General features: G+C 62.8%; 17 protein-coding genes. 8 read left to right on the forward strand and 9 right to left on the reverse strand.

The features are described from left to right. The first annotated feature begins 18 nt into the window (after positions 1–18). The 5 genes from BDK61_RS16990 to glpR all read left to right on the forward strand — a co-directional run bounded on the left by BDK61_RS16990 (position 19) and on the right by glpR (position 4156). Entirely contained in the window at positions 19–957 is a 939-nt protein-coding gene (locus BDK61_RS16990) for a carbohydrate ABC transporter permease (RefSeq protein WP_011224663.1), read from the forward strand. After that, the gene (locus tag BDK61_RS16995; RefSeq protein ID WP_004964475.1) at positions 954–1874 is read left to right on the forward strand and encodes a carbohydrate ABC transporter permease; all 921 of its coding nucleotides are present in this window, start codon (positions 954–956) and stop codon (positions 1872–1874) included. The genes BDK61_RS16990 and BDK61_RS16995 overlap by 4 nt, the downstream gene beginning before the upstream one ends. A 6-nt stretch (positions 1875–1880) precedes the next feature. Further along, complete coding sequence (locus BDK61_RS17000) at positions 1881–3011, forward strand: ABC transporter ATP-binding protein (RefSeq protein ID WP_004964477.1); 1131 nt, start codon at positions 1881–1883, stop codon at positions 3009–3011. An 8-nt stretch (positions 3012–3019) separates the two neighbouring features. Further along, the gene (locus tag BDK61_RS23535) at positions 3020–3187 is read left to right on the forward strand and encodes a hypothetical protein (RefSeq protein WP_164734732.1); all 168 of its coding nucleotides are present in this window, start codon (positions 3020–3022) and stop codon (positions 3185–3187) included. Between the two features lie 201 nt (positions 3188–3388). Further along, positions 3389–4156, forward strand: a complete 768-nt coding sequence (glpR, locus tag BDK61_RS17005; protein ID WP_121303851.1) for an HTH-type transcriptional regulator GlpR — start codon at positions 3389–3391, stop codon at positions 4154–4156. Between the two features lie 35 nt (positions 4157–4191). Here the strand turns inward: glpR and pan2 are convergent, their stop codons facing one another. The 3 genes from pan2 to truA form a co-directional block, all read right to left on the reverse strand. Beyond that, positions 4192–5412 (reverse strand): proteasome-activating nucleotidase Pan2, encoded by a 1221-nt coding sequence (gene pan2 / locus BDK61_RS17010; RefSeq protein WP_121303852.1) that lies wholly within the window; start codon positions 5410–5412, stop codon positions 4192–4194. Between the two features lie 148 nt (positions 5413–5560). After that, on the reverse strand, positions 5561–7351 hold the full coding sequence (gene pepF, locus BDK61_RS17015; protein WP_121303853.1) for an oligoendopeptidase F: 1791 nt from the start codon (positions 7349–7351) through the stop codon (positions 5561–5563). Between the two features lie 45 nt (positions 7352–7396). Then, the gene (gene truA, locus BDK61_RS17020) at positions 7397–8224 is read right to left on the reverse strand and encodes a tRNA pseudouridine(38-40) synthase TruA (RefSeq protein ID WP_004964485.1); all 828 of its coding nucleotides are present in this window, start codon (positions 8222–8224) and stop codon (positions 7397–7399) included. Between the two features lie 95 nt (positions 8225–8319). On the opposite strand from truA, the gene BDK61_RS17025 reads away from it, so the two are divergent. Then, positions 8320–8826 carry a GNAT family N-acetyltransferase gene (locus BDK61_RS17025; protein ID WP_004964486.1) on the forward strand — a complete coding sequence of 169 codons (507 nt, stop codon included), beginning with the start codon at positions 8320–8322 and terminating at the stop codon, positions 8824–8826. A 48-nt stretch (positions 8827–8874) separates the two neighbouring features. After that, positions 8875–9144 (forward strand): hypothetical protein, encoded by a 270-nt coding sequence (locus BDK61_RS17030; RefSeq protein WP_121303854.1) that lies wholly within the window; start codon positions 8875–8877, stop codon positions 9142–9144. A gap of 63 nt (positions 9145–9207) precedes the next feature. On the opposite strand, the gene BDK61_RS17035 is transcribed toward BDK61_RS17030, so the two are convergent. Both BDK61_RS17035 and hisS read right to left on the reverse strand, forming a co-directional pair. After that, the gene (locus BDK61_RS17035) at positions 9208–9630 is read right to left on the reverse strand and encodes an SHOCT domain-containing protein (RefSeq protein ID WP_007189205.1); all 423 of its coding nucleotides are present in this window, start codon (positions 9628–9630) and stop codon (positions 9208–9210) included. Positions 9631–9691: 61 nt separating this feature from the next. After that, positions 9692–10999: a histidine--tRNA ligase gene (gene hisS / locus BDK61_RS17040; protein WP_121303855.1), complete on the reverse strand. Its 1308-nt coding sequence runs from the start codon at positions 10997–10999 to the stop codon at positions 9692–9694. Between the two features lie 255 nt (positions 11000–11254). Between hisS and BDK61_RS17045 the strand changes: the two genes are divergently transcribed. Continuing rightward, positions 11255–11920, forward strand: a complete 666-nt coding sequence (locus BDK61_RS17045) for an RAD55 family ATPase (RefSeq protein WP_121303856.1) — start codon at positions 11255–11257, stop codon at positions 11918–11920. Positions 11921–11956: 36 nt separating this feature from the next. Here BDK61_RS17045 and BDK61_RS17050 read toward each other — a convergent pair whose 3' ends face one another. From BDK61_RS17050 to BDK61_RS17065, 4 genes are all read right to left on the reverse strand, one after another. Then, positions 11957–12574: a DUF7411 family protein gene (locus BDK61_RS17050; RefSeq protein WP_121303857.1), complete on the reverse strand. Its 618-nt coding sequence runs from the start codon at positions 12572–12574 to the stop codon at positions 11957–11959. Next, entirely contained in the window at positions 12575–12919 is a 345-nt protein-coding gene (locus BDK61_RS17055) for a DNA-binding protein (RefSeq protein ID WP_004518409.1), read from the reverse strand. 85 nt (positions 12920–13004) lie between these two features. Further along, positions 13005–13466 (reverse strand): 30S ribosomal protein S19e, encoded by a 462-nt coding sequence (locus BDK61_RS17060; RefSeq protein ID WP_004964492.1) that lies wholly within the window; start codon positions 13464–13466, stop codon positions 13005–13007. Positions 13467–13581: 115 nt separating this feature from the next. Then, on the reverse strand, positions 13582–14616 hold the full coding sequence (locus BDK61_RS17065; protein WP_011224656.1) for a lysylphosphatidylglycerol synthase transmembrane domain-containing protein: 1035 nt from the start codon (positions 14614–14616) through the stop codon (positions 13582–13584). Positions 14617–14635 lie beyond the last annotated feature (19 nt).

Below are 14635 nucleotides of genomic sequence, written 5' to 3' on the forward strand. Positions count from 1 at the left end.
ATTCAGGTTTTATATATCATGTCCATTGAAAAGAGCCCACTGCGTCGCAAACTCGACAAGCTGTTCGTCCCTTTGACGGTTGGGCCGACACTGCTGTGGATCGCCGCAATAATCGTCTATCCGACCGCGAAGCTGTTTCTCAGCAGCTTCCAGTTCCGTAACCCGGTAACGAACGAGATGGAGTTCGTCGGCCTGCGGAACTTCCGGCGGTTGATCTTCGCACGCGAAGGGGGCGAGGCCGTCCTCGGCGTGTTCAGTCCCAGTTTCGTTTCGATTACGACGAACACAGTCATTTACGTCGGTTTCAGCGTCTCCATCTCGTTCCTGCTTGGCCTTGGCATCGCGCTGTTGCTCGATAAGGATCTGAAAGGGCGGGGTTGGTTCCGAACAGCGGTCATCGTTCCGTGGATTCTTCCCTACGTAATGAGCGGGCTGATGTGGCGCTGGATGTTCCAGTCAGACTTCGGCGCGATAAACGGGGCGCTTCAGCGGCTCGGCGTCATCTCGGGGAACATCCCGTTCCTTTCGGATGGCGCACTCGCCATGATGGCGCTTATCATCGCCGACGTCTGGGTGTTCACCCCCTTCATCATCATCATCCTGCTCGCAGGCCTGCAGAACGTCCCCGAGCAGCTGTACGACGCCGCCGAAGTCGATGGCGCGAGTCGGTGGTCCCGGTTCTGGAACGTCACGTATCCGTTCCTGAAACCATCGATACTGGTCGCGCTGACTATCCGTATCATCTTCGACATCCGGGCGCTGGATCTGGTCTGGGTGATGACACAGGGCGGCCCTGGGAAGGCGACTGAGGTATGGGCCTCCTGGCTGTACCGGACCGCACAGGTATTCAACGAACCCGGGACCGGCGCTGCACTTGGGGTCGTCCTACTGGCCGTGACCTTCGCCATCGTGGCCAGTCTGTACAAGATATTCGGCGAATCACCCTACGAAGCATGAGCACGAAGAAATCACCACTCAACCGACTACGTCGGTCGCTGGGACTGGAGACACAGAACGAGTGGCCGTCCGTTGCCCGCGAGCGACTGCTGGCTTACGGACTGCTCGCCGTATACGTCCTGATCATCTGGTTCCCGATCTACTACATCTTCATTACGAGCATCAAGCCATCAAGCGAAGTGCTGTCGCTGCCGATCACCTTCCTCCCACAGAGCCCGACGGCACAGAACTACGTGGATATCTTCACGAACCGACCGTTCGACAACTATACAATCAACAGCATGATCGTCGCGACGACGACGACGCTCATCTGTATCACTCTGGGAACGGTCACCGGCTACAGTTTCTCCCGATATGACTTCCTGGGGAACAAGTCGCTGCTGCTGTCGATCGTCGGCGCGCGGATGATTCCACCCATCGCGCTGATCGTCCCGTTTTTCCAGATCATGTCGAACCCGCCGCTCATCGGCGGACTCACCGGGAGCCTGTACGACACGCGGCTCGCGCTCATCCTCACGTACACGTTCTTCAACCTCCCGTTTGCCGTCTGGATAATGAAGAACTACTTCGACGGTATTCCCGAATCATTGGACGAGCAGGCCCGAATCGACGGTTGTTCCCGTTGGGAAGCGTTTGTCAAAATAATCCTGCCGATGGCGAAGCCGGGCATCGCGGCCACTGCTATCCTCGCGTTCATTTTCTCGTGGAACGAGTTTGTCTTCGCGCTCGTTCTCACATCCTCGGAACAGGCCCAGACGCTTCCGATCGCGGTCTCACTGTTCGTAGCTGACGACTTCGTGGACTGGGCGCATCTGGCAGCCGGCGGGATGATTGCCGCGTTACCCGGCATCCTGTTCGGCCTGTTCTTCCAGCAGTACATCGTGAGCGGACTCACACAAGGAGCAGTCAAGGAGTAACTAACTATGGCACACGTAGAACTCACCGACCTCGTAAAGGAATTCGACGACGTTACGGCAGTTGATGGCATCTCGCTGGACATCCCCGACGAAAGTTTCACTGTCCTCGTCGGCCCGTCAGGGTGTGGGAAGACCACGACTCTGCGCCTCATCGCGGGGCTCGAACGGGCGACCGACGGTGAAATCAGAATCGGCGAGAATGTCGTCAACGACGCTCGCGCATACGAGCGGGACATCGCGATGGTGTTCCAGAACTACGCGCTGTATCCGCACAAGACGGTGCGGGACAACATGCGGTTCGGGCTGGAGCAACACGACACGGACGAAGAGATCATCACCGAACGAGTCCGAGAAACAGCGGAGCTGCTACAGATCGAAGAGTTACTGGAACGGCGGCCGTCGGAGCTATCCGGCGGTCAGCAACAGCGGGTCGCGCTGGGCCGCGCAATCGTCCGTGACCCGGCAGTGTTCCTGATGGACGAGCCACTGTCGAACTTAGACGCGAAGCTCCGCGTCCAGATGCGCGCCGAACTGAACAAACTTCACGAGGAACTCTCGACAACGACTGTCTACGTCACCCACGATCAGGTGGAGGCGATGACCCTGGCCGACCAGATCGCAGTCATGGACAACGGGCAGATACAGCAGGTCGGCGAACCGACGCACGTGTACTCGAACCCGCGGAACATGTTCGTCGCCGGATTCCTCGGCTCACCGAGCATGAACTTCCTCGAAGGCACGCTCGAAGAGTCGTCTGCCGGCAAGTTCGAACTGGACCTCGGCGGCGCTATCCACAACGTTCCCGACGAGTTCACCGATGCGCTCAGCTCGTATCTCGGAGACCGCGTGACGCTGGGCATCCGCCCGGAGAACATCGCGCTTAATCAGGACGGCGTCCCGGCGAACGTCCACCCGGCAACAGTGGAGGTCGTCGAACCGCAGGGCGAGAAGACCGTACTCGAACTCGAACTCGAAACCGGCCAGAGCATCAAGGCCGCGGTTGACCCCGACACGACGGTCGAGATGGGGGATGCGGTGAACCTCCGGTTCGACAGGGACTCGCTCCAGTATTTCGATCCCGCCACGGGCGAATCGCTCACGTACGACGCGAAGATCGAACAGCAGGCGACGATCTGACGATGGCTATGGAACTCGCCGATAGGATGGCACCCGCCGATATGCTCGTGTTCGGGACTGCGTTCGGGCTGGCAGGCCTCGCAGTCTTCAATTACGCGACCGGTGTCTACGGCGGCGCAATCGTCAGCAGTGTCGGGACAGTCGTCACGACGCTGTTTGGTGTTTTCACCGATTAGTACCGGGAGAGAGTTTTTCATGAACGTCTACATACTGAATGATATACCCCTAAACGCCATCGAGCAATCTCGCAAATCACTAGACTGTGTCGCCGGCCCTGAGAGCAGGGCCGATTCTATTGAAAGAGATGATACGAACTAACACATACATCAGTCGGAGGCCACCCTCACCTGCAGAGTCCGGGCCCGCTGTACTAGAACATGATTCCTGATGAACGACGGAAAGAAATCGTTCGACAAGTAAACAGATCGGATCGGGTCACCGTCGAAGAACTCACCGAAGAGTTCGGTGTCTCCGAGGCGACGATCAGACGAGACCTCTCGTCACTCGCAGAAGACGGGCTTATCGAACGGTTTCACGGCGGTGCCCTTCCGGCGTCGGAGAAAGACGGGTCCAGTACGGCCGATAGTATCGACAACCCAAGTGGCAAGCGGGCTATCGCTAAGCGCGCCGTCGATGAACTGAGCGACGGCGACGCCGTCTTCTTCGACACGGGGCCGACAGCGCGCGAAATAGCGAAAACCATCCCGGAGCAGTTGTCGCTGCTTGCCGCGACGAACTCACCGGAGAGCGCGTTCGAACTCCGCGAGACTTGTGGCGAGGTCAAGGTCGTCGGCGACTCACTGCGCCAGACCTCGGACGCGCTCGTCGGTCCCAGCGCCGAGTCATACCTTCGGAAAACGAACTTCGACATCGTGTTTCTCGAAACCGATGCGGTCCAGATCGATGGCGGTCTCTCCGTCTCGAACGAAGACGAAGCGCGCATCAAGACACTGCTCTGTGAAGGCGGCCGACACGTCATTCTGGTGGCCGACGGGAGCAAACTGGACAGTCAGAGCTTCCGCGAGTTCGCGACTGTCGAGGATATTGACATGTTCATAACGGACGTGTCGCTGAGCGACGAGATGCGGGCAGTGTTCGAGCAGGCGAACGTCGCGGTGATCGACAATTTGCTGGCCGTTCCGTGATCCTGTCCCTGTCTAAAATCTGCTTTCCTCCAGCGTCAGGCGAACGCGACCGGAACGCTGCTGGCGTCGTCGTCGGCTTCGATTTTCTCTAAGGCGTCGTGGAGGTCGGCCTGCTGGACCGTTGTTCGGCCATCGCGGATGGCGAACATCCCAGCCTCGGTCGCCAGTGAGGCCAGTTCCGCGCCGGAGAGGCCGTCAGTTTCGGTGGCAAACGCGCCCAGGTCCACGTCGTCGTCGAGGTTCATCTCCTGCGTGTGGATTTCGAGGATGCGCTCGCGGCCTTCGACGTCGGGGTTCGGAACTTCGATGAGGCGGTCGAAGCGGCCAGGGCGGAGGATAGCCCGGTCGAGCATATCGAAGCGGTTCGTCGCGGCGATGATACGGATTTCCCCGCGCTCGTCGAAGCCGTCCATCTCCGAGAGCAGTTGCATCATCGTCCGCTGGACCTCGGCGTCGCCGGAGGTCTTCGACTCCGTTCGCTTGGCTGCGATGGCGTCGATCTCGTCGATGAAGATGATAGCCGGTTCGCGCTCGGCGGCAAGCTCGAACAGGTCTCGGACCAGTCGCGCGCCCTCACCAATGAACTTCCGGACCAGTTCGGAGCCGGCCATCTTGATGAACGTCGCGTCGGTCTCGTTGGCGACGGCCTTCGCCAGCATCGTTTTCCCGGTGCCGGGCGGGCCGTGTAGCAGGACACCGCTTGGCGGTTCGATACCGACCTCACGGAACTGTTCGGCGTTGACGAGCGGTTCCTCGACGGCCTCTCGGACCTCACGGATCTGTTCTTCGAGGCCGCCGATGTCCGAGTAGGAAACGTCCGGCGAGCCATCGACCTGCATCGCCTGTGCGCGGGCGTCGGTTTCGGGATCGAGGATCTGTTTGACGCCGAAAGAGTCGTTGATGGCGACGCGGTCACCGGCCTCAAGGCCGTCACGGATGGACGGCGAGACTTCCGTCAGCACTTCCTGATTGTTGCCGTGCTGTTTGACGACGACGCCTTCGTCGGTCAGCTCCTCGGCTGTCGCGATGTACAGCGACGAGGTTTTGAGCGTCTCGTTTTCCCGTTCGAGCTGGTCGACCTCGTCCGTGAGGTCGTGTTGCCGGTCACGGGCAGCGTCGAGCTGCTCAGTCAGCTGTTCGTTGACCTGTACTATCTCTTTGAAATGTTCCCGGAGTGCCTCCAGACGCTCGTCAGGCGTCATATCGGGATCAAGTTCCAACCGTGGTCGTTCCGGAAGCGAGGGACTGCGCGACATTTGGATGGTCGATACTATACGGTTGAGACACAAAGTGCCTTCGGGTCACAGGGGGTGAAACAGTTATCCGTGTCGAGACGGGGCTGTACCGTTCAGTTAGACCGGCGGCTCGACTAGCCGGGCAGGCACCGAATAGCTACTGACCGCCCTACAGCAGCTCGGCGAACTCATCGAGATAGTCGCTGTACGTCGAGAGCGCGGACTCGACCGGGTCCGGACTGGCCATGTCGACGCCGGCGTCGCGCAGCAGTTCCAGCGGGTACTGCCGCGACCCGCTCCGGAGGAAGTCGATATACCGCTGGGCAGCGGGCTCGCCGTCATCGAGGATGCCGTCGACAAGCGCGACGGCCGCCGAGATGCCGGTCGCGTACTGGTAGACGTAGAACGCCCGGTAGAAGTGCGGGATGCGCATCCACTCGCGGGCGATGCGGTCGTCGAGCACCGCCGGCTCGTAGTAGTCGCCTTTCAGCTCCCGGTAAAGGTCGTCAAGCCGGTCGGGCGTCAGCGGCTCACCGGCCTCAGACATCTCGTGGGTGCGGTGCTCGAACTCGGCGAACATCGTCTGGCGGTACAGCGTCGACCGGAACCGTTCGAGGTACTCGTTGAGGATGTGCCGGCGGAGGCGTTCGTCCTCGACGGTGTCAAGCAGGTGGTGGGTCAACAGCGTCTCGTTGACAGTGCTCGCGACCTCGGCGACGAATATCTCGTAGCCGGAGTAGACGAAGGGCTGCTCCTCGCTGGTGTACTCCGAGTGCATCGAGTGGCCGAGTTCATGCGCCAGCGTGTACATCGACTCCACGTCGTCCTGATAGTTCATCAGGATGAACGGCTGGGAGTCGTAGGTACCGCCGGAGTACGCGCCGGACTGCTTGTGCTCGGTCTCGTAGACGTCGACCCACCGCGAGTCTAGCCCGTCGGCGAGCCGAGACTGGTAGTCATCGCCCAGTGGTGCGACAGCTTCGGTGACGTACTCACAGGCCTGTTCGTACTCGATTTCCGGCGATTCCTCCTGAACGAGTGGGGTGTAAAGGTCCCACATTCGGAGTTCGTCGGCCCCGATTGACTGGCGTTTGAGGTCGGCGTGGCGGTGGAGCGTATCGAGGTTGTCGTGGACGGTGTCGACGAGCGTGTCGTACACCTCAACAGGGACGTTCGGGCCGTCCAGTGCTGCCTCGCGGGCGGTGTCATAGTCGCGGGCGTTGGCCATCTTCACATCCGTCTTGACGGCGTTCTTGTAGGCCGTGCCGACGGCGTTGCGGACGGTCTCCCACTCGTCGTAGAACGCCTCGTAGACGCGCTGGCGGAAGTCGCGGTCAGGGTGTTTCTGGAGCGTCGTGAAGTTGTTGAGCGTGATCGGCTGCTGGTCGCCATCGGGGTCCTCGACGGTCGGGAACGTCATATCGGCGTTGGCCAGCATATTGTACACCTCGCCGGGCGCGCCGGTGACCTCGCCGAGTTCGGCAAGCAGGTTCTCGACCTCGGCCGAGCGGGTGTGGTCTTTCATCCGGAGCACGTCGTCGAAGTAGTGCTCGTAGGGCTCCAGCGCCGGTTCCTTGTCGACCATCGCCTCGATGTCGTCGTAGTCCAGATCCTGCAGTTCGGGGTCGAGGAACGAGGCCGCCGAACTGGCCTCCGACGAGAGTGACTGTGAGCGGGCGGTCAGTGCCTGATACGTGTCGTCGGTCGTGTCCTCGTCCCGTCGCATCCGGGCGTAGGCGGCGACGTTCGAGACGGTACGCATCAGGTCCTCGTATGTCTCCAGTGTCTCTAGCAGAGTCGCAGCGTCCTCGGTGGCCCGTCCCTCGTAGGCGGACAGGTCCTCGATCAGTTCCTCCGCCTCCTCGTAGGCGGCTTCCCAGTCTTCGTCGGTGGCGTAGAGGGAGTCGAGGTCCCACTTGTACGCCTCATCGATGTCGCTCCGTGCGGGTACCGAACTCATAGCCCGCTCTTGGGACGGGGCCGAAGTAAGCCTTCGTTTCGGGAGCTACAGCCCGTCGGTGATGTGGTCAGCGACCCGTGCAGTTGTTCTGGCGGTCGCTCGCCGGTGTGCAAAAACCGTTCGGGCGTCAACCGCGGCGTCTTCGTCCCGGGTGAAGCGCACGTTCGGGTAGCGGACGTCGGTCAGCACCAGCGGTTCGGGCGGGGCCGGTGGAACCCCGTCGGGGCCGCTAACGGGTTCCGGCGAGAGGATGCGGTCGACCTTCGAGAGCGGGGCCGAGCCGTCCGCGACGGCCGCCGCGAGCGAGACGAGTCGGCGAACCAGCTGGCGGCAGAACCCGCCAGCCGTAAGCTGGACGACGAGGAACTGACCGTCCCGGGTCCAGTCGATGGCGACGGTCCGCTCAGTACCGGTCTCGTCCGTGGTAAGATTGTGGAAGTCGTGTGTCCCGGCGAGCGCGTCGACAGCGTCGGCCCACCGCCCGTCGTCGACCGGTTCGTGTTCGGGTCGGTCCGCATCCGCCGGCGCGTACAGGTAGTAGGTGTAGGTACGCTCGGCGGCGTCGTGGGTTGCGTGGAAGTCCTCGGGAACATCGGCGCTGGCCCACACGCGAACGTCGTTTGGGAGTTCGCCGTTGAACGCCGCCGGTGAGAGCCACGCTGGCGCGTCGAAGGCGACGGTCTGTGTCCGCGCAGAGACGCCGGCATCAGTCCGGCCGGCGGCCGCGTACCGGTCAGGCAGCCCCTCGCCACGCTCACAGACACCGAGGCGGACGAGCGCTGAACGCAGTCGGCCCTCGACGGTGTCGACGTCGGGCTGGCGCTGGAACCCGTGATACGGTTGGCCGTCGTAGGCCACGCGATAGGCGCGCATACCGATTTGTCGACTGCGAACCACTTGTCTCACCCGAATCTCAGTCGCTGGGAAGGATAGACGAACTTAGGCGTCCTGAGGACAAAGACGGGAGTATGTCCAACGCCGCCGCGGCGGATCACGACTTCCCTCGCCCGCCCGAAACGTTCACCGACCACGACGGGCGGACGGTGACAATCGAGGCCTATGACGGCGACATCGACCCACTGGTGGAGATGTATGCTGACTTCGGGACCGACTCCCGGTCACAGGGCGTCCCACCCCGGACCGAAGCAGACATCCGCGACTGGCTGCCAAACCTCGTCGAAGACGGCCTGAACGTCGTTGTCTGGCACGAGGATCAAGCCGTCGGCCACGCCGTCCTCGTCCCGTATCAGGACACGTCGGAGCTGGCAATTTTCGTCCACCCGGACTACCAGCACGCCGGCATCGGTTCACAGCTCATCCGCGTCCTGCTTGGCTACGGGCAGGAGAATGGACTCGACCGCGTCTGGCTTTCGGTCTCGAACACGAACCACGTCGCCCGGGCACTGTACGAATCAGTCGGCTTCGAGACCATCGCCAAAGAGCGCGTCGAAATGGAGATGCAGCGGGCGCTCTGAGCGGACGGCTCCACACAGCGATAAATAGCGGCTACACAAAAACTGTGTATGGACCTCGCCTCACACCCGGAGACACTGATTTGTGCGGAGTGTGGCTCGACAATCGAGGACGCGGGCTACTTGCCGGCGACAGAGCGGGACGAAACGTACCACCCGCTGGTCGACGCGGCGGTCTGTGACGCCTGTGGCTTCAACGACCTCGGAATGACCGGCTGTGCGCCCGAACTCGACGACGTGGTCGATCTGGGCCCGGACGATGCGCTTCTGCACGTTCGCCTGACCGACAGTGATCTCGAGGTCGTTAGCTCGAAGGAGTGAGGCCGCAAGTGCCTCGGCTGCACACGCACCCGCGGTACGGCCAGAGGGCGATGACTCGCCAGTTCACTCGGTTTCGAGGCTGACTTCCCTGTCGGCCTCACCGGTCGTGTTCTCTGCCTCGCTGGTCGCTGAGAGCGATTCGGTCTCCAGCAGGCGGTCCAGCCGCCGCTCGAACTCGCTGTCTGTCAGTTCACCGCGGGCGTAGCGCTCTCGGAGGTGATCGACCGGGTCCACCGTCGGTTCCGTTGCGTTGGGTGCATCGGTTTCATCCTGGGCTGTCTCGTCTTCCGGGGACTCGATCATCGGTAGTTTCGAACCCAGAAGGGCGACGAGCGGGGCCAGAATGAACCAGCCGAGGATGATCGACACCGGTGCAATCGACCCGCCAAGGCCGGCCGCACCTGCGAGCATAGCAAGGCCCGTCGACAGTATCGCGATGGTCGCGACGAGCTTCCACCTCGGGAGAGCGATGGAGGGGAGTGTCATGTCGAGCACTCAACACGCTGGTCGCAAAAAGCTGCTGTCGTGGGCCGGCCGCTCAGCCGTGTTACTCCGCGAAGTCCTCGAACGTCGGCCGGTCGTAGTCGCCGGGAAACGCCGAGAGCGGGACGCTGACCTGCTCACCGTCGTCCATCTCCTTGAGCGTCACTTCGTCGTTTTCCAGGTCCTGCTCGCCGACGATGACGACCGTCTCGGCGTTGATGCCGTCTGCGTACCCCATCTGCGCGCCAAAGGAGCGGTCGGCAACGTCGCTCTCGACGACGTGACCCCGCTCGCGCAGGTCACGAGCGATGCGGGCCGCAGTCGGGCGCGTGTCGCCGACTTGCAGGACGTAGTAGTCCGTCGACAGCTCCTCGGCGGGCCAGACGCCGGCACGCTGACAGAGGAGTTGGAGCGTGGCGTGGCCGGGCGCAAAGCCGACGGCCGGCGTCGGCTGGCCGCCGAAACCCTCGATGAGGTCGTCGTAGCGGCCGCCGCCGAACACCGAGCGGGACACCTCGCCCGTCGAGTCGAAGCACTCGAAGACGACGCCGGTGTAGTAGTCCAGCCCGCGCGCGGTCGTCAGCGAGACGGTGAGGTGGTCGCGAACGCCGAAGTCCTCAGCCGCGTCGAGCACCGCCTGCAAATTGTCGGTCGCCGTACGGACATCCTCGGACCCGGTGAGGTCCCCGAGCGTTTCGATTTCCTCGGCGTCGATCTGTAGCATCTCGTCGAACGTGTCGGCCTGTCCATAGCTGAGTCCCGCTTCGGCGAGCGCGTCAAGGTACTCGTCGTGGTCGACCTTCGCCCGCTTGTCGACCGCGCGAATGGCCTCGGGCACGTCCACGTCCGCCTCGAACGACTCGAGTACGCCCGAGAGGATATCTCGGTGCGAGACGCGGATTTCGAAGTCCTCGCCCGTCAGCCCAAGGTCAGTGAGCATATCCACGGCAACGGCCAGAATCTCGGCGTCGGCCGTCGGCTCCGCCGACCCGAAGATGTCGACGTTGGTCTGGTAGAACTCCCGGAACCGCCCTTGCTGGGGCTCCTCGTAGCGCCAGAACGGCCGCGTCGATACCCACTTGATCGGCTTCGAGAGTTCCTGTTGCTTGGCGACAAACATCCGCGCAACGGTCGGCGTTAGCTCCGGCGTGAGTGCGACCTTCCGCCCGCCCTTGTCCTCGAAGCTGTACAGTTCCTCGACGATCTCCTCGCCGCTCTTGTCGACGTACATCTCGGTCGGCTCCAGCGCTGGGGTGCCGATCTCTCGGAAGCCATAGCGCTGTGCGACGTCTTCAAGCGTATCCATGGCCCACCGCCGGGCCTGCATCTCCTCGGGGTAGAAATCGCGAAAGCCCTTGACGGAGTCGTACATACCGGCGTCTACAGCAAGGGCGCGCTTGAACCTGTTCGTTCACGCTGACCAGACCCACGAACCATGGGCCGGTACCGCCCGGTAGAGAGTGGCTAAACTGTCTGTCACGACTGTCTCTGCCAATGAACTGTGAGGACGGGCGGGCATGGCTAGCAGACGCTGGCGGTAAGCGAGCTAGAGGCTGACTATGCGGTGAATGGCCCGTATTAGAGAACGGACAACAAAGAGACGCTCCACCGAGTGTGGCTGTATGGGATGGGCAGTGAATCGGTGGGGACATCGCGGGGTGAGACAGTGACACAACGATTTGAGACGGGGGTTCGAGCGCTAGACCGGAAGCTCAACGGCGGCATTCCGACTGGAAGCCTCGTCACACTGCTTGCCGAACCGGCGAGCCAGGCGGAGCTGTTCCTCTCCGAGTTCGTCGCCCGGCAGGAAACGGTGTATCTCTCCGGCGAGCAGGCACCCACGACGGTCACGTCGGCGCTGCGGTCACAGCGAGGGTCCTACGACGATCTCGCAGTCAGCCAACTGGACCGGGAGGCCCCGGTCAGCGATGCGCTCGCCCACGTAGAGGGACTCACCGAAGGGTCGCTCCTCGTCGTCGACCCGGTCGAACCGCTCGAACGCGCAAACAAAGGAGAGTTTCGGGCCTTCCTTGAAACGCTGCAGGCCAGACTCACACAGACAGACAGCGCCGCGGTCCTGTACGCGCTCAAACACGACAGGACGCCGTCGCAACGACACCGAACGGAGTACACGAGCGACGTCGTGCTCGACCTCGAAACGAAGCGACGCGACGACGCCATCGAAAACAGGCTCTTTATCCCGAAGTTCCGCGGGGGCCGCGCGCTCACTGAACCGATATGCCTCGACCTCACTGACCGCATCAGCGTGGACACCACCCGGGATATTGCTTAGTTTGACGGGCACACCGCAGACTCGAACCGCCAGCGGCTATCGCAGGCCCTGGACGCGGGACTGCGTGTGCTCGGGGAACACGTCAGCCACGGCACCCTCGCCGTAGCGCTTCCGCAGGAGTTCGCGGAGTTCGACCTCGTAGTCGGCCTTCGGAATCTCGGCGCTAGGGCCGCTCTCGACGACGAGGCGGTCGGCGGCCATCGCGTCGATAGCACCGCGACCGATGCCCGCAAGCGGCGCGAGGTAGTCCACGTCGAAACGGTCCTCGATGCTCTGGGCGAGCGGGCGGTCCACCGTCGGCACCCGGTCGTCGCGGCGGGTGCCGTCAGCCACGGCGTCGAGTGTATCGAGACCGTCGGCATCGGCGACCCAGTCGGCGCGGGCGACGGTTTCGACGGCGTGCTCGTGGACCCGCTGGATGCCGTTTCGCGGGTAGCCGTCATCGAACATCTGCTTGACGGCGTCGTGGGCCACGTCCGGGTCCAGATCGACCGTCACGTGATCGAAGCCGACGGCTGTTGCGCTCTCCTGTGCAGGGTCGGTGTCACGGACGCCGAAAGAGCCGCTGACGAGCGTCACGTCATAAAAGGGGTCAAGCAAAAGCGCCGCCAGCGTCGAGTCTTTTCCGCCGCTGTACAACAGAGCACAGTGCATCTACCGGCGCTTGATATCGAAGCTCTTGGAGTCGGGCGTCAGCTCCGAGAGGAGTTCTTTCATCTGGTCCTCGTCGATCTGGCCCTGCACGCGACCGCTACGTGCCAGCGCGACGACTTGCTGTTCGATCTGTTCGCCAACCTGCGGTTTCGACATCTTGACCGTGTTGAGCCGCTTACGTGCGCCGTCAGTAAGGTTCTGTTTGAGGACGGCCTGTTTCTGGGCCTCAGCCTGTTGTTGCGCGGCCTCCTGGCCCTCGCCCTCGCCGCCCTGCTGTTCCTTGAGCTGCTCCATCTTCTTTTTTCGGAGCTCTTCAAGTTCTTCCTCGCTGGGGTCGCCACTCATAGTTGTATCAACGTACTGGAGTCGGTCGGAAAACGATTTCGGAGCAGAGGCTACGGAACGAGAAAAACAGCGAGAAAGGCGTCAGTTACGCGTAGCGTTCGAGTTCCGGACGGTCGAGTTCCGTCAGGAGGTCGCCTGCGGTGTCATCAAGGAGGCTGCGACCGTCACCCGTGACACGGCGGCCGTCGTTTTCGCTGGTCTCGACGTAGCCGGCGTCTTCGAGCTGCTGGAGCGCCGTCCGGATGATGTTGCCCGAGCCCTTGGTCTTCTGGTGGGGGCGGACGCGGTAGCGGGTCGTCCCCTGCTTCGATGTACCGTACTCGGAGCGGAGGGCGTTAACGCCGACAGGACCGTCGACGGCGACCTTTCGGAGGAGGCTGGCGGCCCGTCGCGTCCAGAAGTCCTCCTGCTCAGGTGGGAGTTCGCGGTCGACACCGGTCTTGGTGAACTCGGCCCAGTCCGGCGCTTCGATGTCGTCTTCGTCTGCGAGCGTCTCCGTGAGTGCCTCGATGAGTTCCTCGGGGGGAACGTCGTAGAGTGTAGCCATTGCAGATTTCTTTCCGTCGCCGTCATTTAAACGCGTCGTTCGCAGTCGGCGGGCGTGAACCGTTCACTCGCCCACAGGGCAGCAACGCTCCCACTCCCATCAGGAGTCGCGAGGGTCACTCCCCTGGCGACGCGGCCCGGTCGACACCGAGTGCAGCGGCGACACCGCCGCCGATAACAGTCGGCAGCAGGTAGCTCCCAACGCGGTGGATCAGCACCGCAGAGGTGGCGAGGGCGGCCGAAACCGGGGCTGTCGAGACCAGCAGCGTCACGAGCACCGTCTCAATAGCCCCGGACCCGCCGGGAAGCGGTACGACGCTGGCGATGCTCCCGACAGGGACGACAAGCAGGACGACCTCGACCGGGACTGGTGCCCCAACGGCGTACAGCGACGTCCACAGCGACGCCGACAGGCAGACCCAGCCAAACGCTGAGAGCCCAAAGGTCTGGAGGACCGTCCGCCGGTCGGTCGCGATGCGCTCGATGGCGGAAAAGAACCCCTCGATTCGTGCCTCGATGTTTTCTGCGGACGGCGGTGACCATCGGGGCACGACGTTCGACAGCGCGGTCAGAGCCGGTGAGACACCGCGAATGACCAGCGCCTGAACCCGGTCTCGGTGTCGCCAGCCAAGGACAGCAGCAGTGGGGATGCCGACCGCGAGCACCGCGACAGCACCGGCGGCAAACGCCAGGTTCCGGGTCAACTGGACCGCACCGGCTGCGACGAAGGTGAAGCCGACGATGGCGTACCCGACTGACGGCAGGAAATGGACCGTGTCGACGGTGGCGATGGCCGCCAGCCCGGTCTCGTACTCGGTGTCGGCGGCCGTCGAAATGAGCAACGCACTCACTGGCTCGCCACCGGCTTGCCCGAAGGGCGTGACGTTGTTCGAGAACACGGCGGCGACGAACACGAGGACGGCGGTGTGTGGCGCCACTGGCGCGCCAAGCGCCTGAAGAACCGTCCACAGCGCTAGCCCCCACGAGACGAGCCACAGTATGGCGATGCCTGCGACGGCGAGAAGCGCCTCTGGGTCCGCCGTCGCAAGCGCATCCAGCGTCTCGCCGATGCCGACAAGCCACACCAGCCCCGAGAGGACGGCGAGCGCTGCCGCGAACCCGACGACCGTCGCCACCCGGTTCCCATCCATGTGGATGGGATTGGCAGTC

Source organism: Haloarcula quadrata (genome assembly GCF_003634715.1).
GTDB lineage: Archaea > Halobacteriota > Halobacteria > Halobacteriales > Haloarculaceae > Haloarcula > Haloarcula marismortui.

Excerpts from the sequence above, each read along its gene's own strand:
- BDK61_RS16990 (WP_011224663.1), top strand. The coding sequence starts at position 19 with ATGTCCATTGAAAAGAGCCCACTGCGTCGCAAACTCGACAAGCTGTTC.
- BDK61_RS16995 (WP_004964475.1), top strand. The coding sequence starts at position 954 with ATGAGCACGAAGAAATCACCACTCAACCGACTACGTCGGTCGCTGGGA.
- BDK61_RS17000 (WP_004964477.1), top strand. The coding sequence starts at position 1,881 with ATGGCACACGTAGAACTCACCGACCTCGTAAAGGAATTCGACGACGTT.
- BDK61_RS23535 (WP_164734732.1), top strand. The coding sequence starts at position 3,020 with ATGGAACTCGCCGATAGGATGGCACCCGCCGATATGCTCGTGTTCGGG.
- glpR (WP_121303851.1), top strand. The coding sequence starts at position 3,389 with ATGATTCCTGATGAACGACGGAAAGAAATCGTTCGACAAGTAAACAGA.
- pan2 (WP_121303852.1), bottom strand. The coding sequence starts at position 5,412 with ATGTCGCGCAGTCCCTCGCTTCCGGAACGACCACGGTTGGAACTTGAT.
- pepF (WP_121303853.1), bottom strand. The coding sequence starts at position 7,351 with ATGAGTTCGGTACCCGCACGGAGCGACATCGATGAGGCGTACAAGTGG.
- truA (WP_004964485.1), bottom strand. The coding sequence starts at position 8,224 with ATGCGCGCCTATCGCGTGGCCTACGACGGCCAACCGTATCACGGGTTC.
- BDK61_RS17025 (WP_004964486.1), top strand. The coding sequence starts at position 8,320 with ATGTCCAACGCCGCCGCGGCGGATCACGACTTCCCTCGCCCGCCCGAA.
- BDK61_RS17030 (WP_121303854.1), top strand. The coding sequence starts at position 8,875 with ATGGACCTCGCCTCACACCCGGAGACACTGATTTGTGCGGAGTGTGGC.
- BDK61_RS17035 (WP_007189205.1), bottom strand. The coding sequence starts at position 9,630 with ATGACACTCCCCTCCATCGCTCTCCCGAGGTGGAAGCTCGTCGCGACC.
- hisS (WP_121303855.1), bottom strand. The coding sequence starts at position 10,999 with ATGTACGACTCCGTCAAGGGCTTTCGCGATTTCTACCCCGAGGAGATG.
- BDK61_RS17045 (WP_121303856.1), top strand. The coding sequence starts at position 11,255 with ATGGGCAGTGAATCGGTGGGGACATCGCGGGGTGAGACAGTGACACAA.
- BDK61_RS17050 (WP_121303857.1), bottom strand. The coding sequence starts at position 12,574 with ATGCACTGTGCTCTGTTGTACAGCGGCGGAAAAGACTCGACGCTGGCG.
- BDK61_RS17055 (WP_004518409.1), bottom strand. The coding sequence starts at position 12,919 with ATGAGTGGCGACCCCAGCGAGGAAGAACTTGAAGAGCTCCGAAAAAAG.
- BDK61_RS17060 (WP_004964492.1), bottom strand. The coding sequence starts at position 13,466 with ATGGCTACACTCTACGACGTTCCCCCCGAGGAACTCATCGAGGCACTC.
- BDK61_RS17065 (WP_011224656.1), bottom strand. The coding sequence starts at position 14,616 with ATGGATGGGAACCGGGTGGCGACGGTCGTCGGGTTCGCGGCAGCGCTC.